Genomic DNA, 25248 nt, shown 5'->3' with positions numbered 1-25248 from the left:
CTCAGGCTAGGCTCGGAAGCCAACCGTGAAGTCGTGGCCCCACAAGCTCACCGCGGTGCTCTCCCGGGCGATCCAGTCGTCGTCCGCCACTTGCCGTCCCTCGCAGCCGAATTCGACGTCGAACCCGCCGGGCGTCTTCATGTAGAACGACAACATCAGGTCGTTGACGTGGCGGCCCAGCGTGGCCGACATCGGCACCTTGCGGCGCAACGCCCGGTCCAGGCACAGGCCCACGTCGTCGGCATTTTCCACCTCCACCATCAGGTGCACGATGCCGCTGGGCGTCTGCCCGGGCATGAAGGCGAGGCTGTGGTGGCGCGGGTTGCAGCCCAGGAAACGCAGCCAGACCGGCGCCCCGTCGGCGGGCCGGCCGACCACCTGCGGCGGCAGGCGCATGGAGTCGCGCAGCTTGAAACCCAGCACGTCGCGGTAGAAGTGCAATGTCTCGTCGTCGTCGCGGGTGGTCAGCACCACGTGCCCCAGCCCCTGCTCGCCGGTAACGAACTTGTGCCCGTACGGGCTGACCACGCGGCGGTGCTCCAGCGCGGCGCCGTGGAACACCTCGAGGCAGTTGCCCGACGGGTCGGAGAAGCGGATCATCTCGTCCACCCGGCGGTCCGCGAGTTCGGCCGCGGTGGCCTCCTTATACGGCGTGCCCTCCACGTCGAGCCGATTCCGGATCTCTTGCAGCCCTTCGGCGTTGGCGCATTCAAAGCCGGCCTCCGAGAGCCGGTCGTGCTCCCCGGGCACGATGACCAGCCGCGCCGGGAAATCGTCCATGCGCAGGTAGAGCGCGCCCTCGGTGCCGCCCTTACCCTCGACCATGCCCAGCACCTTCAGGCCATACTCGCGCCACGCCGCCATGTCGGTGGCCTCGATGCGCAGATAGCCCAGCGACCGGATACTCATCGTCCGCCTCCCAGGAAATCAATGGTCAGCTTGTTGAATTCGTCGAACTTCTCCACCTGCGCCCAGTGCCCACATTGCCCGAAAACGTGGAGCTGCGCACGCGGAATCGTCTTCAGCGCGACCAGCGCGCCGTCCAGCGGGTTGACCCGGTCCTCGCGCCCCCAGATCAGCAGGACCGGCTGGCGCAGCTGGTACACCTCGCGCCACATCATGCCGAGCTCAAAGTCGGCCCCGGCGAACGACATTCCCATCGCGCGGGTCGCGGTCAACGATTCCGGAGTACTGGCCAACGCGAAGCGTTGATCGACCAACTCGGGGGTGATCAGCTTCTGGTCGTAGACCATCACGCGCAGGAAGGCCTCCAGGTTCTCCCGGGTGGGTTCGACGGAGAACTTGCCCAGCCGTTTGACTCCCTCGGTGGGGTCGGGCGCGAACAGGTTCACGCTCAACCCGCCGGGGCCCATCAGCACCAGCCGCCCGGCGCGGTCGGGATAGTCGAGGGCGAACCGCACCGCGGTGCCCCCGCCCAGCGAATTGCCCACCAGCGGAACGCGTCCCAGGCCCAGCTGGTCGAAGAGCCCGTTGAGCGCCCGGGCGGCGTAACGGTTGAACTGGCCGTGCTCGGCGCGTTTGTCGGAGTGCCCGTAGCCGGGCTGATCGACGGCCAGCACGTGGAAATGCTCGGCCAGCACCGCGATGTTGCGTGAGAAGTTGGTCCAGCTCGACGCGCCCGGGCCGCCGCCGTGCAGCAGCACCACTGTCTGATCGTTGCCGGTTCCGGCCTCGTGGTAGTGCAGCTTCAGTGGCCCGTCGACGTCCACCTCGGCGAAGCGCGAGGTGGACTCGAACGTGAGCTCCCCCGTGGCGGTGGTCATCAGACCATCGTGTCGCCGGGCGGCAACCCGAACTCGTTGTTCCCGAAAATCACGTAGGCGCGCTCGGGGTCGTTGGCGGCGTGCACCCGGCCGGCGTGCGCATCGCGCCAGAACCGTTGCACCGGTTGGTCATTGGCGAGCGCGGTGGCGCCGGACGCCTCGAACAGCCGGTCGATCGCGGCGATCGAGCGACCGGTGGCGCGCACCTGGTCGCGGCGCGCGCGGGCCCGCAGCTCGAACGGGATCTCCTTGCCCGCGGCCAGCAGCGCGTACTCGTCGGCGACGTTGCCGGACAGCTGGCGCCATGCCGCGTCGATGTCGCTGGCCGCCTCGGCGATGCGGACCTTGGCGAACGGGTCGTCCTTGGCCTTCTCGCCGGCGAACGCCGCGCGCACCCGCTTGCCCTGGTGCTCGACGTGCGCGTCGTACGCACCGTAGGCCATGCCGACGATCGGCGCCGAGATCGTGGTGGGATGCATTGTGCCCCAAGGCATCTTGTAAACAGGGGCGGTGTTGTTCTGGTATCCCCCGGCGGTGCCGTCGTTCATCGCCTTGTAAGACAGGAACCGGTGCCGCGGCACGAAGACGTCCTTGACCACCAGGGTGTTGCTGCCGGTGCCCTTCAGTCCGACGACGTGCCACACGTCGTCGATGCGGTACTCGCTGCGCGGGATGAGGAAGCTGCCGAAGTCCACCGGCCGGCCGTCCTTGATGACCGGGCCGCCGACGAACGTCCACGTCGCGTGGTCGCAGCCCGACGACCAGTTCCACGAGCCGTTCACCAGGTAGCCGCCGTCGGTGACGACGCCGGCGCCCATCGGGGCGTACGACGACGAGATCCGCGTCTTGGCGTCCTCCCCCCAGACCTCCTCCTGGGCCTGCTGGTCGAACAGCGCCAGGTGCCAGTTGTGCACGCCGATGATCGAGCTCACCCAGCCGGTCGAGCCGCACGCGCTCGCCAGCCGGCGCACGGCCTCGTAGAAGAGCGTCGGGTCGCACTGCAGACCACCCCACTGCTCGGGCTGCAACAGGGTGAAGAAACCGATGTCCTCGAGCTCCTGGACCGTCTCGTCGGGCAGCCGGCGCAGGTCCTCCGTCGCCTGGGCGCGCTCCCGGATCCGCGGCAGCAGATCATCGATGGCGCTTAACACCGACTGCGCGTCACGCTGTTGAATGGACGTCACTTACGTTGCCTCCCGAGAGTACGGACTTAACACAGAAGACTAGAACACGTTCCGATTCGTGTCGAGCAGGGTATTCCTGCGGCTGGTAGCGATATATATCCGCTTTTCTGTAACATGTTCTAGTTGTGCGGAAAGGAAGGGACGGGTCTTGACGGAAGCCATTCCCGACGAGCCGCTGGGTGACCACGTCCTGGAACTGCAGATCGCCGAGGTGATCGCCGAGACCGACGAGGCGCGGTCGCTGGTGTTCGCCGTGCCGGACGCGCCCGGCGATCCGGGCATCCCGCCCGAGCGGCTGCGGTACGCGCCGGGCCAGTTCCTGACGCTGCGGGTTCCGAGCGAGCGCACCGGTTCCGTGGCGCGCTGCTACTCGCTGTGCAGCTCGCCGTTTACCGACGACGCGCTCACGGTCACGGTCAAGCGCACCGCGGACGGGTACGCGTCCAACTGGCTGTGCGAACACGCGCGGGCAGGCATGCGCATCCACGTGCTGGCGCCGTCGGGCAACTTCGTGCCCAAGACCCTTGACGACGACTTCCTGCTGATGGCCGCCGGCAGCGGGATCACGCCGATCATGTCGATCTGCAAGTCGGCGCTCGCCGAGGGCAGCGGCCAGGTGACGCTGCTCTACGCCAACCGCGACGATCGCTCGGTGATCTTCGCCGAGGCGCTGCGCGAGCTGTCGGCCAAGTACCCCGATCGGCTCACCGTTCTGCACTGGCTGGAATCGCTGCAGGGCCTACCCGGCGCGACGTCGCTCGCGAAGCTGGCCGCCCCCTACACCGACCGACCCGTATTCATCTGTGGGCCAGGCCCTTTCATGGATGCGGCGCGCGTCGCGCTGGAGGGGCTGAAAGTGCCTGCGGCACAGGTGCATATCGAGGTGTTCAAGTCGCTGGAGTCCGATCCGTTCGCGGCGGTCAAGATCGAGGACACCGCCGAGGGAGATCAGCCCCCGGCCACCGCGGTGGTGGAGCTGGACGGCGAGACACACACCGTGTCGTGGCCGCGCAATGCCAAGCTGCTCGACGTCCTGCTCGCAAAGGGTCTCGACGCCCCCTTTTCGTGCCGGGAGGGGCACTGCGGCGCGTGCGCCTGCACCCTGCGCAGCGGCAAGGTCAACATGGAGGTCAACGACGTCCTGGAACAGCAGGACCTCGACGACGGTCTGATTCTGGCCTGTCAATCTCACCCCGAATCTGATTCGGTAGAAGTCACCTACGACGAATAGGCGCGTAGCGAACCGGAAGGGGGCGCCGATGAAGCGGCTGTTACCGGGATTTGCGGTCGTCGGGGCCATGCTGACGTTCCTGCCCAGTCCCGTCGCGTCGGCCGCGAGCAACGAGGCCACCAGCCTGTTCCCGCTGGACGGGCCCAACCAGCTGGAGACGCACGCCTTCCTCAACTGCATCAGGGCCGACGGCCACTGCGACTTCACCGTCGGCGCGGATACCCGCACGCCAGACGGCGTGACCGGGTTCCCGCCAGGCTTGTGGGCGCGCCAGACCACCGAAGTACGTTCACCGAACCGGATGGCCTACCTGGACACGCACGCCAACGGCCAGTTCGAAAGGGTCCACAAGGCGATGGGCTCCGACGAGATCACCACCGTCTACTTCGGGGAGGGACCGCCGGACAAGTACCAGACGTCCGGCCGCATCGACTCCGCCGACTGGCAGACGGGCCAGTCCAAGACCGACATCAGCGTGATCCTCTGCACCCACATCCAGGTGGTCTACGGCGGGGTCAACATCACCTCGCCCAGCACCTGCGCGCAGACCACGTTTTCCTGACAGCGTTTCGCGAGCCGGTAAATCCGCAGCTATGAGGGCCGCCAGAATTACAGGCTCGACGAAACCTACCGCGGCAGGCCGAGAAGCCGCTCCGCCGCGACGGTGAGCAGGATCTGCTCGGTGCCACCGGCGATGGTGAGGCAGCGGGTGTTGAGGAAGTCGAAGACCGCTTGGTTGCGTACCAGGCCGCCGCCCTCCGCGACGTCCATGGCGTATTCGGCCAACGCCTGCCGGTAGCGGACGCCGATGAGCTTGCGCACGCTGGACTGCGCGCCGGGGTCCTGGCCGCCGACGGCGAGCTGGGCGATGCGCTGGTCCAGCAGCGCGCCCGTCTGGGCCGTGACGATCAACCGTCCCAGCCGGTCTTGCTGCGACACGTCCAGGTCGATCTCCGCCAGCACCCTGAGCAGTTCTTCCATCGGGTTGCCCAGCGCGGTTCCGGAGGCCATCGCGATCCGCTCGTTGGCCAGGGTGGTGCGGGCCAGCCGCCAGCCGTCGTTCACCGCGCCGACCACCATCTCGTCGGGGACGAACACGTTGTCCAGGAATACCTCGTTGAACAGCGAGTCGCCGGTGATCTCACGCAGCGGCCGGATCTCGAGGCCCGGCGATTTCATGTCCACCAGGAAGTAGGTGATGCCCTTGTGTTTCGGAGCGTCGGGGTCGGTGCGCGCCAGGCACACACCCCACCGCGCCTTGTGCGCGGCGGACGTCCACACCTTCTGCCCGGTGAGCAGCCAGCCGCCCTCGCCACGCACCGCCTTGGTGCGCAGCGACGCCAGATCGGAGCCGGCCCCCGGCTCGGAAAACAGTTGGCACCAAAGGAATTCGCCGCGCAGGGTGGCCGGCACAAAGCGCTCGACCTGTTCGGGTGTGCCGTGCTCGAGAATGGTGGGCGCCGCCCACCAGCCGATCACCAGGTCGGGGCGCACCACGCCGGCCGCCGCCATCTCCTGGTCGATCAACAGCTGCTCGGCCGGGGATGCGCCGCGTCCGTACGGCGGCGGCCAGTGCGGCGCCTGCAGCCCGGCCTCGGCCAATGCCACCTGCCGCTTTTCTTCGGGCAGCGCGGCGACCTCGGCGACGGCCGCTGCGATCTCGGGTCGCAGCCCCTCGACCTCGGAGAGATCGATTCCCAGGCGGCGTCGCACCCCCGCCTGCGTCAGCTCGGTGATGCGGCGCAACCAACGCTCGGCGCCACCCAAGAACCGCCCGATGGCATGCGCCCGGCGCAGGTACAGGTGCGCGTCGTGCTCCCAGGTGCAGCCGATGCCGCCGAGCACCTGAATGCAGTCCTTGACGTTGGCCTTCGCAGCGGCGATGCCGGTGCTCGCGGCCAGGGCCGCGGCGATCGAGAACTGGGCCGGATCGGCCTCGGCGGCGGCCCGGGCGGCGTCGGCGGCCACCACCTCGGCCTGCTCGGCGCGGCACAGCATCTCCGCACACAGGTGCTTGACGGCCTGGAAGCTGCCGATCGGCTTGCCGAACTGCTCGCGCACCTTGGCGTAGGCCACCGCGGTGTCCAGCGACCACCGAGTGATGCCGGCGGCCTCGGCCGCCAGGACGGTCGCGGCCAGCTCCTCGACCCGTTGCGCCGAATCCGCGACGACCGTGACCGGCGCCGACGTCAGCACCACCCGGGCCAGCGGCCGGGAGAAGTCGGCGGCCGGCAGCGGCTCGACCTGCACACCCTCGTCGCCGGTGTCGACGAGCAGCCACTTCCCGTCGGCGGGCAGGAGCACGACGGCGCCTTCCGCGGCGCCCAGCGCCCACGGCAGCGTGCCCGACGCGCGTGACGTCTGGCTGTCGAACCGCACCTCGCCTTCCAGCGCCAACCCGGCGAACCGCTCCCCCGCCGCCAGGGCGGCCAGCAATTCGGGCTCCTCGACGACAAGGGCGGCCAGGGCGGTAGTGGCAACCGGCCCGGCGACCAGCGCCTTGGCCGCTTCCTCGACCATCGCGCACAGATCCTCGATGCTGCCGCCCGCCCCGCCGCGATCCTCCGGGATCGCGACCCCGAACAGCCCCAGGTCGGCCAGGCCCGCGAAGACCGGCCGCCACGCGTCGGGGTTGCCCTGCTCGACCTCGCGTACGGCCTCACTCGAACACGAGCTTCGCGCCCAGTCGCGCACCAGCGCACGCGCGGCGAACTGCTCGTCGGTGACGGTCGCTACCACCCTCTGGTCCTCCGCGTGCTTGGTTCGGGATGACGGGGCACTCTGACTACTTGAAAGCCCACTAGAACGTGTTCTAATAGTGCCAGCGATCGAGCGTCAAGTCGAACGCCATTACAGCAGTACACGTCGTTGTCCCTGCTGCGGGGAGGTGGGAAATTTACGCCCAGCATGCGTATCGTTTGCGAACGAGCCACCCCGAGAAGGAGCACGCCCTCAAATGTCGTCAGCCAACCCGAACGCGGCCGACGTGCCTGACTCGCAGCCACGCGAGGTCATGAACGTGGCGGTCCTCGCCGAGTCCGAGCTCGGCTCGGAGGCGCAACGGGAACGCCGCAAGCGCATCCTGGACGCCACCATGGCCATCGCGTCCAAGGGCGGCTACGAGGCGGTCCAGATGCGCGCCGTGGCCGACCGGGCCGACGTGGCGGTGGGCACGCTGTACCGGTATTTCCCGTCGAAGGTGCACTTGCTGGTGTCGGCCCTGGGCCGGGAGTTCAGCCGCATCGACGCGAAAACCGACCGCTCCGCCGTCGCCGGGGGCACCCCGTTTCAGCGGCTGAACTTCATGGTCGGCAAGCTCAACCGCGCGATGCAGCGCAACCCGCTGCTCACCGAGGCCATGACGCGCGCCTACGTCTTCGCCGACGCCTCCGCGGCCAGCGAGGTCGACCAGGTCGAGAAGCTCATCGACAGCATGTTCGCGCGGGCGATGTCCGACGGCGAACCGACCGAGGACCAGTACCACATCGCCCGGGTGATCTCGGACGTGTGGCTGTCCAACCTGCTCGCGTGGCTCACCCGCCGCGCCTCGGCAACCGATGTCAGCAAACGGCTGGACCTGGCCGTGCGGTTGCTGCTGGGCGAACACCAGTCCAGCTAGGCCGGCGGTCCGGCGGTGCGGCCCCGGATCAGCTCGGTGTCCAGGAGTTCGACGACCGGCAGGCCCGTGCGTGGCGGCTTCATCAGCAGTTCGCCCGCCCGATGGCCCTTCTGCAAGCTGGGCTGCGCCACGGTGGTCAAGCCTCGCCCGATCGCCTCGGGCACGCCGTCGAATCCGGTGACACTCATCTGGCCGGGCACGTAAATGCCATGGGCGCGAAGGTAATCCATCGCCGACAGCGCGAGTATGTCAGCGGTACACATCAGCGCCGTGATCCGCGGGTTGGCCTCCAGCGCCGCCTTGGCGGCGGCGCCTCCCGATTCGGGTAGGTGCTCGTAGCTTTCCACGACGGTCAGCGAATCCGGGTCGACGCCGGCGGCGGTCATCGCCTCCCACACGCCGACGATGCGTTCGCGTTGCACGTCGAAGGCCGGTGACCGCAACCGGTCGGCGTCCACCAGGCCCTGCCGGCGCTCCCGGCCCAGCCGCATGGTCAGCAAACCGATCTCGCGGTGTCCGAGCCCGAGCACGTAGTCGGCCAGCTCGCGCATGGCCGCTCGGTCGTCGATGCCCACCCGGGACACTCCGGCCAGGCCCTTGGGTTGGTCGACCACCACGACGGGCACGCGCCGCTGCAGCACCACCTCCAGGTAGGGGTCGTCGTTGCAGGCCGAATACACCACGAAGCCGTCGACCCCGGCCCCCAGCACCGCGGCGGTGCCGTCCTCGAGGCTGCGGCTCGCGCCGACGGCGACCAGCAGCAGGCCCTGACCGAGTTCCTCGCACGACTGCGCGACGCCCGCGACGAAATCCCGCGCCGCCGGGTCGGAGAAGAAATAGGTCAACGGTTCGGCCATCACCAGGCCCACCGCGCCGGCCTTGCGGGTCCGTAGCGACCGCGCCACCGGGTCGGGTCCCGCATAACCCAGCCGCTTGGCCGTCGCGAGCACCCGTTCACGTAGGTCGGCGGACAGCTGATCCGGCCGGTTGAAGGCGTTCGAGATCGTCGTGCGCGAAACCTTCAGTTCGTCGGCCAAGGACGCCAGAGTCGCACGCCGACGCGGAGTGGGACTCACGCTGGGTGACGCTACAGCGGTTCGCCGTCGGCGCACACGAGGCGGCGCTGCGCCACTTTCTAACGGAAACGATTTTCACCTGTTTTCTTGGCTACTCGGCGGCGCCGCGAGGCCCCCGCTTAGCGCCCCCATAAGCTGGGCGGGTGGCCGCTATCGACCTCAACGCCGACCTGGGCGAAAGCTTTGGCGTCTGGCGCCTGGGCGACGACGACGCCATGCTGGGGATCGTCAGCAGCGCCAACGTGGCATGCGGATTTCATGCCGGGGACCCCGCCGGCCTGTTGCGGGTCTGCCGGTCGGCCGCCGAGCGCGGCGTGCGCATCGGCGCTCAGGTGAGCTACCGCGACCTGGCCGGGTTCGGCCGACGCTTCATCGACGTCGCCCCCGACGACCTGGTCGCCGACGTGGTGTATCAGATCGGCGCGTTGCAGGCGATCGCGCGGGCGTCCGGCTCGGCGGTGTCCTACGTCAAACCCCATGGCGCGCTGTACAACACGATCGTGACCAACCGAGAACAGGCGGCGGCTGTCGCGGCGGCGGTGCACCGGGTGGACCCGGCGCTGCCGGTGCTCGGCATGGCGGGTTCGGCGTTTTTCGAGGAGGCCGACCGGCTTGGCCTACGCACGGTGGCCGAGGCGTTCGCGGACCGCGCCTACCGGCCCGACGGCCAATTGGTCTCGCGTCGCGAACCCGGCGCGGTGCTGGACGATCCGGCGGCGATCGCCGAGCGCGTGCTGGCCATGGTGACCTCGGGGCGGGTCACCGCGGCCGACGGCACGCAGATCAGCGTCAACGTGGAATCGGTTTGCGTGCATGGTGATTCGCCCGGCGCGGTGCGGATCGCGACGGCGGTGCGCGATCGACTGGAGGCGGCCGGCGCCGAGATCGGGGCGTTCTGCTGATGCGGGTCAAGCTCGGCCGCCCCGACCTGGCGCGGTACGCGGACCGGTTCGACGTGACATTGGCGGGACCCGACGCCGCGCTTTCGGCGACATGGATGGGTGTGGCGACGCTGCTGCTCGACGACGGGTCGTCGGCGCTGCTGACCGACGGCTACTTCTCGCGCCCCAGCCTGGCGCGGGTGGCCGCCGGCAAGGTGTCGCCGTCACCGGCGCGCGTGGACGGCTGCCTGGCCCGCGCCAAGGTCTCCCGGTTGGAGGCGGTCATCCCGGTGCACACCCACATCGACCACGTGCTGGACTCCGCGCTGGTCGCCGACCGCACCGGCGCGCGGCTGGTCGGCGGCGAGTCGGCCGCCAACGTCGGCCGCGGATACGGGCTGCCCGAGGACCGCATCGTCGTCGCGACGCCCGGTGAGCCAATTCGCCTGGGCGCCTTCGACGTAACGCTGGTGCAATCCCATCACTGCCCGCCGGACCGGTTTCCCGGGACGATCGACGAGCCGCTGACCCCACCGGTGCGGGCGTCGGCCTACCGCTGCGGTGAGGCCTGGTCGACGCTGGTGCACCATCGACCGTCGGACCGGCGGCTGCTGATCCAGGGCAGCGCCGGTTTCGTCAAGGGTGCGCTGGACGGCCGGCGCGCCGAAGCCGTCTATCTGTCCGTCGGACAGCTGGGCCTGCGGCCACGTTCCTACATCCTCGAGTACTGGACTGAGACCGTGCGCGCCGTGGGGGCACGCCGGGTGGTCCTGATCCATTGGGACGACTTCTTCAGCCCGCTGTCAAAGCCGTTGCGGGCCTTGCCGTATGCGGGCGACGACCTGGACGTGTCGATCGGGGTCCTGGACGAGCTGGCGGCGAGCGACGGTGTCGCGCTGCACATGCCGACCGTGTGGCGACGCGAAAACCCGTGGGCGTGAAGCGGTTTAGGCCAGGAATTTGATGGGACTGACCGCCGCTCTGTTGTTGCTTGCTGCCGTGCTCGTGTTCGCGGTCGTCCGCCCGAGGGGTTGGCCGGAGGCGGTGGCGGCGGTTCCGGCGGCGCTCATCGTGATCGCGGTCGGCGCGATATCGGTGCGTCAGGCGGCCCAAGAGGTGGCCGGACTGTCGGGAGTGGTCGCCTTCCTGGGCGCGGTCCTGGTGCTGGCCAAGCTGTGCGACGACGAGGGGCTGTTCGAAGCGGCGGGCGCGGCGATCGCGCGGGGGCGCGTCTCGTCGGGCGGCCTGCTGCGGCGGGTGTTCGTCGTCGCCTCCCTGATCACCGCCGTGCTGAGCCTGGACGCCGCCGTGGTGCTGCTGACCCCGGTGGTCCTGGCCGCAGTCCGCCGGCTGCGCACCCCGCCGCGGCCCTACGCCTATGCCACCGCCCACCTGGCCAACGGCGCCTCACTGCTGCTGCCGGTCTCGAACCTGACCAACCTGCTGGCGTTCCACACCGCGGACCTCTCCTTCACCCGGTTCACGGTGCTGATGGCGTTGCCGTGGCTGGGCGCGGTGGCGGTGATCTACGCGATCTTTCGCTGGTTTTTCGCCGGCGACCTGCGCGTGCAGCCCGACGCCGAGGAAATCGGCCCGGCGCCGCGGCCGCCGGTGTTCGTTTTGGTGGTCGTGGGGCTGACCCTGGCCGGGTTCGCGGTCGGCCAGTCCGTCGGGGTCGCCCCCGCGTGGGTGGCGCTCGCGGGTGCGGCGGTGCTCGCGGTGCGCAGCCTGAGCCGCCGGCGGACCTCCGTGGCCGAGATCGCGCGCTCGGCGCACGTCTCGTTCCTTGTGTTCGTGCTGGCGCTGGGAGTCGTGGTCCGGGCGGTCATGCTCAACGGTATGGACAGGGCCATGTCCGCCGTGCTGCCGTCCGGTTCGACACTGCCCGCGCTGCTCGCGATCGCCGCGATTGCCGCCGTGCTGGCCAACGTCGTCAACAACCTGCCCGCCACGCTGGTGCTGCTCCCGCTGGTCGCGCCCGGCGGTCCGGTGGCGATTCTGGCGGTGCTGATCGGGGTGAACGTCGGCCCCAACCTGACCTATGTGGGTTCGCTGTCGAACCTGTTGTGGCGCCGCGTGCTTCGCAGGCACGACGTCGATGCCGGTGTCGGCGAGTACACCCGCCTCGGGTTGTGCACGGTGCCCCCCGCGTTGGTGGTCGCCGTGGTCGCGCTGTGGGCGTCTACGCGGCTGCTGGGCGTGTGAGGCGCGTGGTTCAGCCGACCGCCTCCCTGAACGCTACGCCCTGCTGCAGCGCCTGCGCGGCCTCGGCGATGTCGAGGACGGGATAGATCTGGTAATCCAGGATGGTGGCGAATTGGCTTGTGGTCTCGACCAAGTCGGCCGGATTGTCGGTCTCGACCACGGCGAATCCGCCACTGCCGTCGACGCGGCCGACGAACTGGTGATACGTGGTGCTCTGCGGCGGCGACCACTTCGCGTAGGCGGCCAACCCCCGCCGCAAGCTTTCGTCGTTCTCCGCGGCCGTGCCGTTCAGGCGGTAAGTCCAAGACACTACGTACTTCATCGCTCACTCCTCTTATGGTCGGGCCAACTGGGCTCTGCAGGCACGCTACGGCCGACGTGACGCGCGCGAATGAGTAGCCGAGTACTCGAATTTCAGTCGCGGCGCGTCGGGGCTACCCGCCGCCCGGTCCCGATCGCACGATCGAGGCCAGCTCCTCGCGCGACTGGGCCCCCACCCGCTGGCAGGCCCGGTAGATGTGGCCCTCCACGGTGCGCACCGACATCACCAGCTTCTCGGCGATCTGGCGGTTGGACAGACCGGCGACGACGAGTTCGACGACGTCGCGCTGGCGACCCGACAGCTTGATTCCCTCCGGGGTTCGCAGGGCCGGTGTGCAAAGGCCGCCGCATTCGTCGGCCAGTTCCCTCGCCAGCGCCGCGGCATACAGCGCGCGCTTGTGCTGCTGGCTTCCGGCGAATGCGACGGAGGCCTGCGCCGCGGCGTCGGCGGCCACCGCCTTGTCACCGATTGCCCGGTAGGCCGCCGAGGCCGCCAGCAGGCCCTCGCCGTCGCCGCCGAGCAGAGCCTTCGCATGCAATGCAATCGCGTCGGCTAGCGGCAGCGACAGTGCCTCGGCCAGCTCCGCCGCGCGGGCCGCCCCAAGCGCGTCGCCCCACTGCGCCGCGGCCTGGATACACGCCAACTCGTGGGTGGGCTGGCCGCGGTCGCGGGCAAGTTGTGCCGCTTCCCGTGCGCTGGCCACGGCCTCGCTCAGCTGGCCGTTCGCCGCCATCGCCCACCCGCCTGCCAGCGACAGGCCGGTGTGCATGAACAGGTAGTCGGGCGGCACCGCCGCACGCGCCGCCGCCACCGCGTCGTTGGCTTCGGCGGCCTGGCCGAGTTTGGCGTGCGCCTCGGCCAGCGAGAAATAGCTCGCTGGACGCAGACCTGTTGTGACGGAGTGTATTTGCACTCCCGCAGCCGCTTCGTGCAACAGGCGGGCCGCGTCGGCGACGGCGCCACGGACGAGCTCGGCATTGCCGAGCAGGAAGGCCAGGTTCGCGTAGGCAAGGCCGGGCACGTCCCGGGCCGAGTCGGCCAATCGCTTTGCCGCGCTGACGAATTCGTCGATGCGCCCAGTCAGACGGCAGGCCCGGCCATACACGCCGCCGAACCAGAACCGCAGATGGGACGCCTGAAACGACGTGGTCGCGCGCCGCAGCGCCTGCTCGGCGACGACGGACAGGTCCTCGACCTCACCCAGCGCCCCCATCGCCATGATCAACGCGAGCGCGGCCAGCAAGGCGTGCAGGTCCGGCAGGTCGCCGAAAGCCAAGGCCTCCCTTGCTCTTTCGGACGCGATCCGGCAGCGCGCCGATATCGCGTCCAGGCAGGCCTGCACCGCCAGGCGCTCGGCCACCTGCGCCTCGGTCTCCGGGCCCGCGGCAAGGCCATCGAGGATCACCGACGCGTCGGCGGGCTTGCCGAGCATGAACATCAGGTTGATCGCCCGGATCGTCGCCCAGTGGTGACCATCGGGGCCGTCGACCAAATCGCGCAGCGCCGCCTCGGCCTGCTCGCCGTGTCCGAGCAGCACCAGGTTCATCGCCCGCACGCCGGCCGCCCCGGTCGCCCCGGCCCGCGCGGCGGCCGTCGCGAACCGGTCGGCCAGATCCAGATCCAGCAGCGTCATGGCGTGCCGCGCCGCTTCCAGATACAGCTCGGGTTCGGGCTCGAGATCCGATTCGAGGTGCAGCAGCGCGCGGCGAACGGTGGCCTGCATGTCAGTGTCGGCGTTTTTGGCCAGCCGGCAAGCGAGCTTGCCCCGGAGCGACGACAAGTACATCTCGCCGGCGCTCGCGCGGCGCAGCTCGCCGAACAGGGGATGCGCCAGCCGGGCCATCAACCCGCCGGCCGTGCGTTCGACGCTCACCAGGCCCATGCTTTCGGCGACCGCCAGGTCCCGGCGGGGCACCAAGTCGCACAGCACATCGACCGCGAGTGGCTCGCACTGAGACAGCATGTCGACGACCAGCGCAGGCTTGGGGCTGAGCCGATCCAGCTGGCGGCCGACCGTGTCGGACAGGCTCGGCGACACCGCGACGTCGCCGTCCCATATCCACACGCCGGCGACCTGCCGCATCTGGCCCGCCGCGACCTGATCGGACAGCAACTGCCGGAGGAACAGCGTGTTTCCGCCGGTCAGCTTCCGGAACCGGGCCGCGCACCGCGCGTCGATGGGACCGCCCAGCGTGCTCTCGATCACCTCGCGCGTGGCCGCGGCCGAAAGCGGTTCGAGATCCAGGCGAGCCAGCAATCCCTCCTTCCACAACGCCGTCACGGCATCCGGTTCGTCACTGCCGGTGCGGATCGTGACCACCAGCCGCACCCCGCCCGACTGCGCCAGCTCGTGGACGACCAGGGCGGACAGGCCGTCCAGCAGGTGCGCGTCGTCAACCCCCACCACGACGCGACCGCGCCGCTGTTGTGCGACAAATGAATTGATCACCCGCCGCACGTTGGTCAGCGGATCCGACATCGCCTCACCCAGCAGGCCGATAAACGCCCCAAGCGGCAGAGCGCGCGCGGATTCGGTGCCGACGATCCACTGCGTGCGCTCACCGGAAGCCTCGGCGCGCCGCAGCGCTTCGCGGGCCAGCCAGGTTTTGCCCACACCGGCCGCTCCGGCGATCAATACGCCGGAGTGGTTGCCAGCCCCGCCCAGGGCGCGACGGACGAGCGCAAGTTCGCTGTCGCGGCCGGTCAGCGTTTTACCGCTGATCACTCGGCGACTATAACCGGTTGTCTGGACGCCTAACAGGCCATTTCACCCGCGTTTCGGTGCCAGATCGGCGATGCCGGCGGCGAAGTTGCGTAGCCGACTACGCTATCGGCCCCCACGGTTTGCTGTGAGCATCGCTTTCATCAGCTGGCGGATCGGCGAAGGCGGTAAGCATGATCAAGATCGGCAGTAACGCGGTGGTACTGGGAGCGAGCATGGCCGGTCTGCTGACCGCGCGGTCGCTCGCCGATTTCTTCGACACGGTGACGGTGGTGGAGCGCGACCCGCTGCCCGATGACGACGCCGGTCGACGGGGCGTTCCCCAGGGGCGGCACCTGCACGCCCTGTTGCCCCGCGGCGCCCAGGTGATCGAGGAATTCTTCCCCGGCGTGCTCGACGAGTTGGTTCTCGACGGCGCGCAGTACTTCGACGGGCGCGATCTGTCGCGGCTCCACTACAACGTAGGCGGGCACCTGTTGGCGCAAAGCGGTAGCGCCACGTCTTTTACGGCCTACTGCGCGACGCGGCCCTTCGTGGAGGGTCACGTCCGTCGGCGGGTGCGCGAGATCCCCAACGTCGTAGTGCTGGACGAGCACAACATCGTCGGCCTGACCGCGACGCCAGATCACCGGCGCGTCACCGGGGCGCGGGTGGTCAGCCGCCGCACCGGCGAATGCGCCGTGCTGAAGGCCGATTTGGTGGTCGACGCCACCGGCCGCGCCGCGCACACGCCGGGGTGGCTGGACGGTCTGGGATACGACCGCCCGTCCGAGGATCGTGTGGTGGTGCACTTGACCTACGCGAGCCAGCGGCTGCGGATGGCCGCGGATACGCCGCACGAACTGGGTTTCCTGGTCGGCATCGTGCCGGGCACCCCCAGAGGCGTCGGCTTGCTGCACTGCGAGAACGACACGTGGATCTTCACGGTGATCGGCATCGCGGGTCAAGAGCCCGGCGGCGACCTTGCGGCGATGTGCGATTTCGTGGCCGATTGCGCACCCGCCCACTTGCTCGATGCGGTGCGGCGAGCCGAACCGATCGGCGAGCCGGTGCGCCACAAGATGCCGTGCAGCCAATGGCGTCGTTACGACAAATTGCGCCGCTTCCCGGAGGGCCTGCTGGTCACCGGCGACGCGGTGTGCAGCTTCAATCCGGTCTACGGCCAGGGCATGACCGTGGCCGCACTCGAGGCGCTGGCGCTGCATGACTGCTTGTCAAGCGGCACCGAGGATTTGGCGCGGCGCTTCTTTAGCGCGGCGGCGGTGCCGATCCGCCAGGCCTGGCAGCTGTCAACCAACCCCGACCTTGCGCTTCCCGAGATCGAGGGCACCCCACCGCTGTCCGCGCGGCTGCTGAACGGGTACCTGGATCGCGTTTTGAAGGCGGCGGAGACCGACGTCGCCGTGGTGGATCAGTTCGTCAGGGTGACCTCGCTGGTCGACCCCGCGACGAAGCTGCTTCGCCCCGCGATGATCTGGCGCGCCGTACGCGCCCGCCGACGGGCGGCCGAACAGCGGGACGGCGCCGTCAGCGTTCTGGCCGAAGCGCGCCCCGACAGCCCGACGGATGACGCCGATAACACCATCCTCGCCTGGTGAGCGCCCTATCGGCCCGCGCTCACGGCGACGACGCGACCTATACCGAATTCAGAGATCGTTATCGCAAGATGGCGAGAACTATTGGCTTCGAAGGGCATATCGTCTGGGCAGATGCGATGCCGCGACCGCATTAAGCGTGAGGGTAGGCCTGCGGCAGCGGCATGCCGAGCGCGGCCATGACGGCGCGCGCCCGCGTCGGGAAGTCGGTGATGATGCCGTCCACGCCGTAGGCGATCTGCTGGCGCATGGCGTCGGCGTCGTTGACCGTCCACGGAATCACCTTGAGCCCCAACGTATGCGCGTGATCGACGTAGGGCTTTCCGGTGACCAGCGCATAGTTTGGCGAGACGGCGTTGGCGCCGACCAGCAGCGCCCCGAGCATCGGGTCGCCGACGGCGCCGGCGTCGATGCCGTTCAGCCACGGCGAGCCCGGCACCCAGGTCTCCTCGTTGTACAGGGCCACCAACGGGATTGACGGCTCGGCCCGGTGCACCATGGGCAGGGTTCGCCAGTCGAAGCTCTGGATCTCCACGCGGTCGACCTTGCCGGCCGCCCGGACGACGGCCAGGATCACGTCGACGAATTCCTGCGGTTCGGCCGACGCGCCCGGGTGGTCGGCTTCGACCTTGGTTTCGACGTTGTAGCGCACGCCGGCCCGGTACGAGTCGGCGAGCGCGAAAACCTCCGGCAGCGTCGCGACCTTGTTGCCGCGCACCACCTCCGCGTCGGGAAACTCGGCGAGCCGCTTGCCGCAGTCGAGCGTGCGGATCTGCGCCAGGGTGAGCTCGTGCACCAGCTTCCCGACGTAGGGGTAGTCGGGGTCGCCGGCGAACGCCGGCCCGGTGTCGGCGCACTTGCCCGCCTCGATCGTCGGGTCGTGCCACACCAGCGGCTGGCTGTCCTTGCTCAAGACGATGTCGAGTTCCAGTGTGCTGACCCCAAGTTCGAGCGACTTGGCGAATGCCCGCAGCGATTCCTCCGTCGTCTCGCCGCGCCCGCCGCGGTGGGCCTGCAGGTCGAATTCGGGCGCTTCCGCGGAAGCCGGCCCGGCAAGCAGCACCGCCAACGCCAGCAGCGCCACGGCCCACATTCGCGAGCAGACGCAAAAGCCCCCAACTCTTCGGCGTGTCGGGGGCTTTTGTGTTCCCCCGCAAGCGGGAGGTGCCCCCAGCTCGGCCAGAGGACTCAGCCCCTGCGCTGGCGGGCGATTTCGGCGAGCACCACCCCGGCGGCCACCGAGGCGTTCAGCGATTCGGTTCGGCCCGCCATGGGAATCGAGACCACCTGGTCGCAGGTCTGCCGAACCAACCGGGACAGGCCCTTGCCCTCCGAGCCGACGACCATCACCAGCGGGTCGGTGCCGTCGAGGTCGTCGAGCGTGGTGTCGCCGTCGGCGTCCAGCCCGATGACGCGCAACCCGCTGTCGGCCCAATTCTTGAGCGCCCGAGTCAGATTCGGAGCTCGCGCCACTCGCAGTCGGGCCGCGGCCCCGGCGCTGGTGCGCCAGGCCACCGCCGTCACCGAGGCCGATCGCCGCTGCGGGATCAGCACGCCGTGGCCGCCGAACGCTGCGACGGAGCGGACGATGGCGCCGAGGTTGCGGGGATCGGAGATGTTGTCCAGCGCGACCAGCAGCGCGGGCGGCGATCCGGCCGCGGCCGTGAGCAGGTCGTCGGGATGGGCGTAGTCGTACGGCGGCACCTGCAGCGCGATGCCCTGGTGCAGGTGATTCGTGGTCATCCTGTCCAGGTCGGTGCGCGGCACCTCGAGGATCGCGATGCCCAAATCCGCGGCGCGGGAGACGGATTCGGTGAGCCGCTCGTCGGCCTCGGTGCCCAGCGCGACGTAGAGCGCGGTCGCGGGGACGCCGGCGCGCAGGCACTCCAGCACCGGGTTGCGGCCCAGCACCGTTTCGGTCTCATCGGTGCGCTTGGCGGGCCGGCGCGGCTGGCTCTGGGTGCGCCTGGCGGCGGGGTGGTTGGGGCGCAGATGCGCCGGCGGGGTGGGACCGCGGCCCTCCAGCCCCCGGCGGCGCTGGCCGCCCGAGCCGACGACTGCGCCCTTCTTGGTGCCGGGTTTGCGTACCGCCCCGCGGCGCCGCGAGTTGCCGGCCATCTACTTGACGTCACCGCCCAGCGTCCACTGCGGGCCGTCGGCGGTGTCGGTGACCTCGATGCCGGCGTTCTTGAGCCGATCCCGGATCTCGTCGGCGAGCGCCCAATTACGTTGCTGGCGAGCCTTTTCACGGTTTTCGATCTCGGCCGCCACCAACACGTCGACGGCGGCCAGCGCGGCCGACGTCTCGTCGCGGGTCTCCCAGCGTTCGTCGAGGGGATCGCAGCCCAGGATGCCCATCATCGCGCGGATGGCGCCGGCGTGCTTCAGGGCGCCCTCGTGGTCGCCCGAATCCAACGCCCGGTTGCCTTCGGCGCGGGCGTGGTGCACCTCGGCCAGCGCGATCGGCACCGCCAGGTCGTCGTCGAGGGCCGCGGCGAACTTGGGCGTCCACTCGCCCGGCTCGAAGGCGCCGACGCGGCTGCGGACGCGGTGCAGGAACTCCTCCACTCCGACATAGGCTTTCACGGCATCCTGCAGGGCGGTTTCAGAGAATTCCAGCATCGACCGGTAGTGGGCGCTGCCCAGGTAGTAGCGCAGTTCGGCCGGGCGCACCCGCTGCAACATCGCCGGTATGGCCAGCACGTTGCCCAGCGACTTGCTCATCTTCTCGCCGCCCATGGTCACCCAGCCGTTGTGCAGCCAGTAGCGGGCGAAGCCGTCGCCGGCGGCGCGGCTCTGCGCGATCTCGTTCTCGTGGTGCGGGAAGATCAGGTCCATTCCGCCGCAGTGGATGTCGAATTCCGGCCCGAGGTAGGTGCGCGCCATCGCCGAGCATTCCAGGTGCCAGCCGGGACGCCCCCGCCCCCACGGTGAGGGCCATGACGGCTCGCCGGGCTTTTCGCCCTTCCACAGGGTGAAGTCGCGCTGGTCGCGCTTGCCGGTCGCCACGCCCTCCCCCTGGTGGACGTCGTCGACCCGGTGCCCGGACAACGCGCCGTACTCCGGGTAGCTGAGCACGTCGAAGTACACGTCACCGGCCGCGGCGTACGCGTGGCCGGTTTCGATCAGGCGTTCCATTAATTCGACCATCTGGGTGATGTGCCCGGTGGCCCGCGGCTCCGCCGACGGCGGCATGACGTCCAGGGCATCGTAGGCGGCGCTAAAGGCCCGTTCGTAGGTGGCCGCCCACTCCCACCATGGCCGGCCGGCCGCGGCGGCCTTGGCCAGAATCTTGTCCTCGATGTCGGTCACGTTGCGGATGAACGCCACGTCGTAGCCGCGGGCGATCAGCCAGCGGCGCAGGATGTCGAAGGCCACCCCGCTGCGGACGTGCCCGATGTGCGGCAGGCCCTGAACCGTGGCGCCGCAGAGGTAGATGGAGACGTGCCCGTCGCGCAGCGGAACGAAATCACGCACGGCACCGGCTGCCGTGTCATGAAGCCGCAAGTGGGGGCGATCGGTCACGACGTGCCAGCTTACCGGGTACTTCGGGGCGCCCGGCCGAGCGCGTGGCCTACAGGACGCTCACTCGATTGCGCACCACGAGCGCGGTCGCGATCGCGGCCAACCCTTCGCCGCGCCCCGTCAGACCCAGCCCGTCGGTCGTCGTCGCCGACACCGAGACCGGCGCCCCCACCAGACGCGACAGGACCTCCTGCGCCTCGGCCCGCCGCGGGCCCACCTTGGGGCGGTTGCCGATCACCTGCACGGCGGCGTTGCCGACCCGGTAGCCCTGGCGGGAAACGAGCGCGACGACGTGCCGCAACATGTCGGCGCCGGTGATGCCTTTGACGCGCGGGTCATCGACGCCGAACACCGCCCCCACATCACCCAGCCCGGCGGCCGACAACAGCGCATCGCACAGTGCGTGCGCGCCCACGTCGCCGTCGGAGTGGCCGGCGCAGCCGTCGTCGTCGGGAAACAGCAGCCCCAGAAGCCAGCACGGCCGCCCGGGTTCGATCGGGTGCACGTCGGTGCCCACGCCGACCCGCGGCAGCTCGGTCACCGCCGCACGACCGTTTGCGCCAGCAACAGATCCAGCCGGGTGGTGATCTTGAAGGCAAGCGGGTCGCCGTCGACCACCTGCACCTGGCCGCCGACGTGTTCGACCAGCGACGCGTCGTCGGTGAAGCCGGCGGTCCCCGCGCGCTCGTAGGCGCGCAGCAGCAGATCGGTGGCGAAGCCCTGCGGCGTCTGCACGGCGCGCAGGCCGGCCCGCTCCGGCGTGCCCAGGACCATCCCGTTGGCATCCACGGCCTTGATGGTGTCAGACAGCGGCAACGCGGGCACGACGGCCGCGTGGCCGGACCGCAACGCGTCGACCACCCGCACGATCAGCCCGGGCGGCGTCAAAGCGCGGGCGGCGTCGTGCACGAGGACGAACTCAACAGACGCGGGCAGGGCGGACAGCGCCAGGCGCACCGTTTCGGTGCGGTCGGCGCCGCCTGCGACGACGGCGGCCCGGTCACCCAGCAGCTGCCCGGCCTGGTCGATGCGGTCGGCGGGCACCGCCACCACGACGTGGTCGACGGCGCCGGAATCCAGCAGCCCGGCGACGGCGCACTCCAGCAGGGTGCGCCCGTCGAGTTCACAGAACGCTTTCGGGATGCCGGCGGCCAGCCGCTGACCCGACCCCGCGGCCGGGACGATTGCAACTACTTTGCCCGGGACGCCGGTTTCGTCGGCCACCAGAGCGTCAGGGCCTTCAGGAAGCGGCGGCCAGAACCTCGTCGAGGATGGTCTCCGCCTTGGCGTCGTCGGTGCTCTCGGCTAGCGCCAGCTCACCGACCAGGATCTGACGGGCCTTGGCCAGCATGCGCTTCTCGCCGGCCGACAGACCCCGCTCCTGGTCGCGGCGCCACAGGTCGCGCACCACCTCGGCCACCTTGTTCACATCGCCGGAGGCGAGCTTTTCCAGGTTGGCCTTGTAGCGGCGGGACCAGTTGGTGGGCTCTTCCGTGTGGGGAGCGCGCAAAACCTGGAAGACCTTGTCCAGGCCCTCCTGGCCAACAACGTCGCGAACACCGACGTACTCGGCGTTTTCGGCGGGTACTCGAACGGTCAGGTCACCCTGCGCGACTTTCAAGACGAGATACTCTTTTTGCTCCCCTTTGATGGTCCGGGTTTCGATCGCCTCGACTAACGCAGCACCGTGATGTGGATAGACAACGGTGTCGCCGACCTTGAAGATCATCTGATTCGAGCCCCTTTCGTTACTTCATGCTAGCACGGCGGCCCTAGGCGTGCGGAACAACGGTGCAGGTCAGGGGCACAACACGGGCGGATTAGGGGTTGACAGGCGGAGCGGGACGTGCAAGGGGTCACACTACGCCGGTCCCGATCGGGCCCGAGCAGCCACCCCTGCGAGGCCCTGCCGCGCTGGTCCGGTGCCCTCCGCTACCGCCGCGAAGACCTTCCTACTACTGTGCATAGTTGCATAGTCGAACCACTGACATGGTGGGTCAGCCGAGCAGGAGGCTTTGAGTGAACCGCTTCGCCGTCGTCGGTCTGGTCGCCCTGGTCGCCGCCCTGCTCAGCGGTTGCGGAGCCGGTCAGATCTCCCAGATGGCCACCCAGGAACCGGCGGTCAACGGCAACAAGGTCACGGTCAACAACGTGGCGCTGCGCGACGTCCGGATGCAAGCCGTCCAGACCGGCGACTTCCTGCAGCCGGGCAAGACGGTTGACCTGGTGGCGGTCGCCGTCAACCAGTCGCCCGACGTCCCGGACCGGCTGGTCAGCATCACCAGTGACGTCGGCGCCGTGACGATCGGCGGCGACGGCCGGCTGCCCGCGGGCGGCATGCTGTTCATCGGCACGCCCGACGGCCCGAAGGTGGCGCCGGGCCCGATCGAGTCCAACAACGCGGTCAAGGCGACGGTGGCCCTGGCCAAGCCGATCAGCAACGGCCTGACCTACAGCTTCACTTTCAACTTCGAGAAGGCCGGGCCGGCCACCTTGCTGGTCCCGATTTCGGCGGGAGTGGGCGCACAACCCGCCTGACTCGGCCTGTCTTTCCCGGGCTTGTCACACCGGCCCGATACCGTCATGACGTGGCACATGCGCGCTCCCAATACCGCTGCTCGGAATGCCAGCACGTCACCGCTAAATGGGTGGGTCGCTGCCTGGAATGCGGCACCTGGGGCACCGTCGACGAGGTGCCCGCGCTCGCCGCGGTGGGTGGACGCGCCCGGCGTCCCGCGGGGGCGGCTTCGCGGGCCGTTCCGATCAGTTCCATCGAGCCGACCGCCAGCCACCACCGCTCGACGGGCATAGGGGAACTCGACCGCGTGCTCGGGGGCGGCGTGGTGCCCGGCTCCGTCACGCTGCTGGCCGGTGATCCCGGCGTGGGCAAGTCGACGCTGTTGCTCAAGGTCGCCCACCGCTGGGCCCAGTCGGGCCGGCGGGCGCTGTACATCTCCGGTGAGGAGTCCGCCGGCCAGATCCGGCTGCGCGCCGACCGGATCAACTGCGGCGGTGACGAGGTGTACCTGGCCGCCGAGTCCGACGTGCACACGGTGCTCGAACACATCGCCACGGTCAGGCCCGCGCTGGTGATCGTGGACTCGGTGCAGACCATGTCCACCGCCGAGGCCGACGGCGTCCCCGGCGGCGTCACGCAGGTGCGCGCGGTGACCGCGGCGCTCACCGCGGCCGCCAAGGCCAACGGCGTCGCGATGATCCTGGTCGGCCACGTCACCAAGGACGGCGCCATCGCCGGGCCGCGCTCACTGGAACACCTCGTCGACGTGGTGCTGCACTTCGAGGGCGACCGCAGCGGCACGCTGCGGATGGTCCGCGGCATCAAGAACCGGTTCGGCGCGGCCGACGAGGTCGGCTGCTTCACCCTGCACGACAACGGAATCGAGGGCGTCGCCGACCCGTCGCACCTCTTTTTGGATCAGCGGCCGGCGCCGGTCTCCGGCACCGCGATCACGGTGACACTGGACGGCAAGCGACCGCTGATCGGCGAGGTCCAGGCGCTGCTGGCCCCTAATTTTTCGAAGCCGGGGGGCGGCTCGCCGCGCCGTGCCGTCAGCGGCATCGACCACTCCCGCGCCGCGATGATCACCGCAGTGCTGGAGAAGCACGGCAGGCTGGCCGTCGCCATGAACGACATCTACCTGTCCACCGTGGGCGGCATGCGGTTGACCGACCCGTCCTCGGATCTCGCCGTCGCGATGGCGCTGGCCTCGGCGTACTCCGACCTGCCGTTGCCGACGACGGCGGTGATGATCGGTGAGGTGGGGCTGGCGGGCGACCTGCGGCGGGTCAGCGGCATGGAACGACGGCTGGGCGAAGCCGTGCGTCAAGGATTCAGCATCGCGCTCATCCCCGACGGCGACGATCCTCGCCGCGAGATAGTGCCGGACGGGATGCGAGCGCTGCGCGCACCCACCATCGACGCGGCGCTGCGACACATGAAAGCCATCGCCGAGCGTGGCAATGGCTGGACGCATAACGCGGTGGGGCCGCACAATGACACGCTGTGACCCGTCCGACACTGCGTGAGACCGTCGCCCGCCTGGCACCGGGCACCGGACTGCGCGACGGCCTGGAGCGCATCCTGCGCGGCCGCACCGGGGCCCTGATCGTGCTGGGCAACGACGACAACGTCGAGGCCATCTGCGACGGCGGCTTCGCCCTCGACGTCCGATACGCGCCGACGCGGCTGCGCGAGCTGTCCAAGATGGACGGCGCCGTCGTGCTGTCCACCGACGGCAGCCGCATCGTCCGGGCCAACGTGCAGCTGGTTCCGGACCCGTCGATACCGACCGACGAATCCGGAACCCGGCACCGCTCGGCGGAGCGGGCCGCGATCCAGACCGGCTACCCGGTGATCTCCGTCAGCCACTCGATGAACATCGTCACCGTCTACGTCGACGGCGAGCGCCACGTGGTGGCCGATTCGGCCACCATCCTGTCGCGGGCCAACCAGGCCATCGCGACGCTGGAGCGGTACAAGACCCGGCTCGACGAGGTCAGCAGGCAACTGTCCCGGATGGAGATCGAGGACTTCGTCACCCTGCGCGACGTGATGACGGTGGTGCAGCGGCTCGAGTTGGTCCGGCGCATCGGGCTGGTTATCGACTACGACTGCGTCGAGCTCGGCACCGACGGGCGGCAGCTGCGGCTGCAGCTCGAGGAGTTGCTGGGCGGCAACGACCTGGCCCGCGAGCTGATCGTGCGCGACTACCACGCCAGCCCCGAGCCGCTGTCCGAGGCGCAGATGACCGCGACCCTGGACGAGCTGGACGCCCTGTCGGATACCGAATTGCTCGACTTCACTTCGCTGGCAAAGGTTTTCGGCTACCCGACGACGACCGAGGCGCAGGACTCGGCGCTCAGCCCGCGCGGCTACCGCGCGATGGCGGGGATCCCGCGGCTGCAGTTCGCCCACGCGGACTTGCTGGTCCGGACCTTCGGAACGCTGCAGGGCCTACTGGCGGCCAGCGCCAACGACCTGCAATCGGTCGACGGCATCGGCACCATGTGGGCCCGCCACGTGCGGGAGGGTTTGTCGCAGCTGGCGGAGTCGACGATCGCCGATCCGCTCACCTGAGCTCGG

The 25248-nt window shown here is 69.6% G+C and carries 23 protein-coding genes; 10 read left to right on the top strand and 13 right to left on the bottom strand.

The window, feature by feature from the left end; all coding sequences use genetic code 11:
- Window positions 1-6 precede the first annotated feature (6 nt).
- Genes hsaC through hsaA form a run of 3 tightly spaced genes read right to left on the bottom strand, consistent with a single transcriptional unit; the run spans window position 7 to window position 2968 of the window.
- Window positions 7-909 carry an iron-dependent extradiol dioxygenase HsaC gene (hsaC, locus tag AC5Y4S_RS22435; RefSeq protein WP_500034813.1) on the bottom strand — a complete coding sequence of 301 codons (903 nt, stop codon included), beginning with the start codon at window positions 907-909 and terminating at the stop codon, window positions 7-9.
- Window positions 906-1784, bottom strand: coding sequence for a 4,5:9,10-diseco-3-hydroxy-5,9,17-trioxoandrosta-1(10),2-diene-4-oate hydrolase (gene hsaD / locus AC5Y4S_RS22430; RefSeq protein WP_500034812.1), 879 nt, complete (start codon window positions 1782-1784; stop codon window positions 906-908). Before hsaD ends, hsaC begins: the two co-directional genes overlap by 4 nt.
- The gene (gene hsaA / locus AC5Y4S_RS22425; RefSeq protein WP_500034811.1) at window positions 1784-2968 is read right to left on the bottom strand and encodes a 3-hydroxy-9,10-secoandrosta-1,3,5(10)-triene-9,17-dione monooxygenase oxygenase subunit; all 1185 of its coding nucleotides are present in this window, start codon (window positions 2966-2968) and stop codon (window positions 1784-1786) included. The genes hsaD and hsaA overlap by 1 nt, the downstream gene beginning before the upstream one ends.
- Before the next feature lie 148 nt (window positions 2969-3116).
- Here hsaA and AC5Y4S_RS22420 point away from each other — a divergent pair, with 148 nt between their 5' ends.
- Together AC5Y4S_RS22420 and AC5Y4S_RS22415 are read left to right on the top strand one after the other, a co-directional pair.
- Window positions 3117-4199 carry a 2Fe-2S iron-sulfur cluster-binding protein gene (locus AC5Y4S_RS22420; protein WP_500034810.1) on the top strand — a complete coding sequence of 361 codons (1083 nt, stop codon included), beginning with the start codon at window positions 3117-3119 and terminating at the stop codon, window positions 4197-4199.
- Between the two features lie 28 nt (window positions 4200-4227).
- On the top strand, window positions 4228-4761 hold the full coding sequence (locus tag AC5Y4S_RS22415; RefSeq protein WP_500034809.1) for a hypothetical protein: 534 nt from the start codon (window positions 4228-4230) through the stop codon (window positions 4759-4761).
- A gap of 65 nt (window positions 4762-4826) precedes the next feature.
- Here the strand turns inward: AC5Y4S_RS22415 and AC5Y4S_RS22410 are convergent, their stop codons facing one another.
- Complete coding sequence (locus AC5Y4S_RS22410; protein WP_500034808.1) at window positions 4827-6938, bottom strand: acyl-CoA dehydrogenase family protein; 2112 nt, start codon at window positions 6936-6938, stop codon at window positions 4827-4829.
- Window positions 6939-7218: 280 nt separating this feature from the next.
- Between AC5Y4S_RS22410 and kstR the strand changes: the two genes are divergently transcribed.
- A complete protein-coding gene (gene kstR, locus AC5Y4S_RS22405; protein ID WP_500035004.1) occupies window positions 7219-7818 on the top strand; it encodes a cholesterol catabolism transcriptional regulator KstR in 600 nt (199 codons plus the stop codon).
- Here the strand turns inward: kstR and AC5Y4S_RS22400 are convergent.
- Complete coding sequence (locus AC5Y4S_RS22400) at window positions 7815-8894, bottom strand: Rv3575c family transcriptional regulator (protein ID WP_500034807.1); 1080 nt, start codon at window positions 8892-8894, stop codon at window positions 7815-7817. The two genes, kstR and AC5Y4S_RS22400, sit on opposite strands and share 4 nt — an antisense overlap.
- A gap of 143 nt (window positions 8895-9037) precedes the next feature.
- Here AC5Y4S_RS22400 and AC5Y4S_RS22395 point away from each other — a divergent pair, with 143 nt between their 5' ends.
- The 3 genes from AC5Y4S_RS22395 to AC5Y4S_RS22385 are packed head-to-tail and all read left to right on the top strand — an operon-like array spanning window position 9038 to window position 11980.
- Window positions 9038-9796, top strand: coding sequence for a LamB/YcsF family protein (locus tag AC5Y4S_RS22395; RefSeq protein WP_500034806.1), 759 nt, complete (start codon window positions 9038-9040; stop codon window positions 9794-9796).
- A complete protein-coding gene (locus AC5Y4S_RS22390; protein ID WP_500034805.1) occupies window positions 9796-10716 on the top strand; it encodes an MBL fold metallo-hydrolase in 921 nt (306 codons plus the stop codon). The genes AC5Y4S_RS22395 and AC5Y4S_RS22390 overlap by 1 nt, the downstream gene beginning before the upstream one ends.
- Before the next feature lie 22 nt (window positions 10717-10738).
- Complete coding sequence (locus AC5Y4S_RS22385) at window positions 10739-11980, top strand: SLC13 family permease (protein ID WP_500034804.1); 1242 nt, start codon at window positions 10739-10741, stop codon at window positions 11978-11980.
- Between the two features lie 10 nt (window positions 11981-11990).
- Here the strand turns inward: AC5Y4S_RS22385 and AC5Y4S_RS22380 are convergent, their stop codons facing one another.
- Together AC5Y4S_RS22380 and AC5Y4S_RS22375 are read right to left on the bottom strand one after the other, a co-directional pair.
- Window positions 11991-12302, bottom strand: coding sequence for a DUF3303 domain-containing protein (locus AC5Y4S_RS22380; protein WP_500034803.1), 312 nt, complete (start codon window positions 12300-12302; stop codon window positions 11991-11993).
- Between the two features lie 112 nt (window positions 12303-12414).
- Window positions 12415-15027, bottom strand: a complete 2613-nt coding sequence (locus AC5Y4S_RS22375) for a LuxR C-terminal-related transcriptional regulator (protein WP_500034802.1) — start codon at window positions 15025-15027, stop codon at window positions 12415-12417.
- Between the two features lie 170 nt (window positions 15028-15197).
- Between AC5Y4S_RS22375 and AC5Y4S_RS22370 the strand changes: the two genes are divergently transcribed.
- Window positions 15198-16622, top strand: a complete 1425-nt coding sequence (locus AC5Y4S_RS22370) for an FAD-dependent oxidoreductase (RefSeq protein ID WP_500034801.1) — start codon at window positions 15198-15200, stop codon at window positions 16620-16622.
- Window positions 16623-16752: 130 nt separating this feature from the next.
- On the opposite strand, the gene AC5Y4S_RS22365 is transcribed toward AC5Y4S_RS22370, so the two are convergent.
- The 6 genes from AC5Y4S_RS22365 to carD all read right to left on the bottom strand — a co-directional run bounded on the left by AC5Y4S_RS22365 (window position 16753) and on the right by carD (window position 21873).
- Window positions 16753-17712: a glycerophosphodiester phosphodiesterase gene (locus tag AC5Y4S_RS22365; RefSeq protein ID WP_500034800.1), complete on the bottom strand. Its 960-nt coding sequence runs from the start codon at window positions 17710-17712 to the stop codon at window positions 16753-16755.
- 95 nt (window positions 17713-17807) lie between these two features.
- Entirely contained in the window at window positions 17808-18737 is a 930-nt protein-coding gene (rlmB, locus tag AC5Y4S_RS22360) for a 23S rRNA (guanosine(2251)-2'-O)-methyltransferase RlmB (protein ID WP_500034799.1), read from the bottom strand.
- Entirely contained in the window at window positions 18738-20144 is a 1407-nt protein-coding gene (cysS, locus tag AC5Y4S_RS22355) for a cysteine--tRNA ligase (RefSeq protein WP_500034798.1), read from the bottom strand. It abuts the gene before it with no gap.
- Between the two features lie 49 nt (window positions 20145-20193).
- Complete coding sequence (gene ispF / locus AC5Y4S_RS22350) at window positions 20194-20685, bottom strand: 2-C-methyl-D-erythritol 2,4-cyclodiphosphate synthase (RefSeq protein ID WP_068105709.1); 492 nt, start codon at window positions 20683-20685, stop codon at window positions 20194-20196.
- Entirely contained in the window at window positions 20682-21368 is a 687-nt protein-coding gene (ispD, locus tag AC5Y4S_RS22345) for a 2-C-methyl-D-erythritol 4-phosphate cytidylyltransferase (protein ID WP_500034797.1), read from the bottom strand. Before ispD ends, ispF begins: the two co-directional genes overlap by 4 nt.
- 16 nt (window positions 21369-21384) lie before the next feature.
- Complete coding sequence (gene carD / locus AC5Y4S_RS22340) at window positions 21385-21873, bottom strand: RNA polymerase-binding transcription factor CarD (RefSeq protein WP_003419482.1); 489 nt, start codon at window positions 21871-21873, stop codon at window positions 21385-21387.
- Window positions 21874-22163: 290 nt separating this feature from the next.
- On the opposite strand from carD, the gene AC5Y4S_RS22335 reads away from it, so the two are divergent.
- Genes AC5Y4S_RS22335 through disA form a run of 3 tightly spaced genes read left to right on the top strand, consistent with a single transcriptional unit; the run spans window position 22164 to window position 25242 of the window.
- Complete coding sequence (locus AC5Y4S_RS22335) at window positions 22164-22682, top strand: copper chaperone PCu(A)C domain-containing protein (protein ID WP_068185468.1); 519 nt, start codon at window positions 22164-22166, stop codon at window positions 22680-22682.
- Between the two features lie 50 nt (window positions 22683-22732).
- A complete protein-coding gene (gene radA, locus AC5Y4S_RS22330; protein WP_500034796.1) occupies window positions 22733-24172 on the top strand; it encodes a DNA repair protein RadA in 1440 nt (479 codons plus the stop codon).
- Window positions 24169-25242, top strand: a complete 1074-nt coding sequence (disA, locus tag AC5Y4S_RS22325; RefSeq protein WP_067011390.1) for a DNA integrity scanning diadenylate cyclase DisA — start codon at window positions 24169-24171, stop codon at window positions 25240-25242. Before radA ends, disA begins: the two co-directional genes overlap by 4 nt.
- Window positions 25243-25248 lie beyond the last annotated feature (6 nt).

This window comes from Mycobacterium sp. NGS64 (assembly GCF_059812245.1).
The sequence above is the reverse complement of the archived record's forward strand: the minus strand, read 5'-3'. Positions and strand labels throughout refer to the sequence as shown.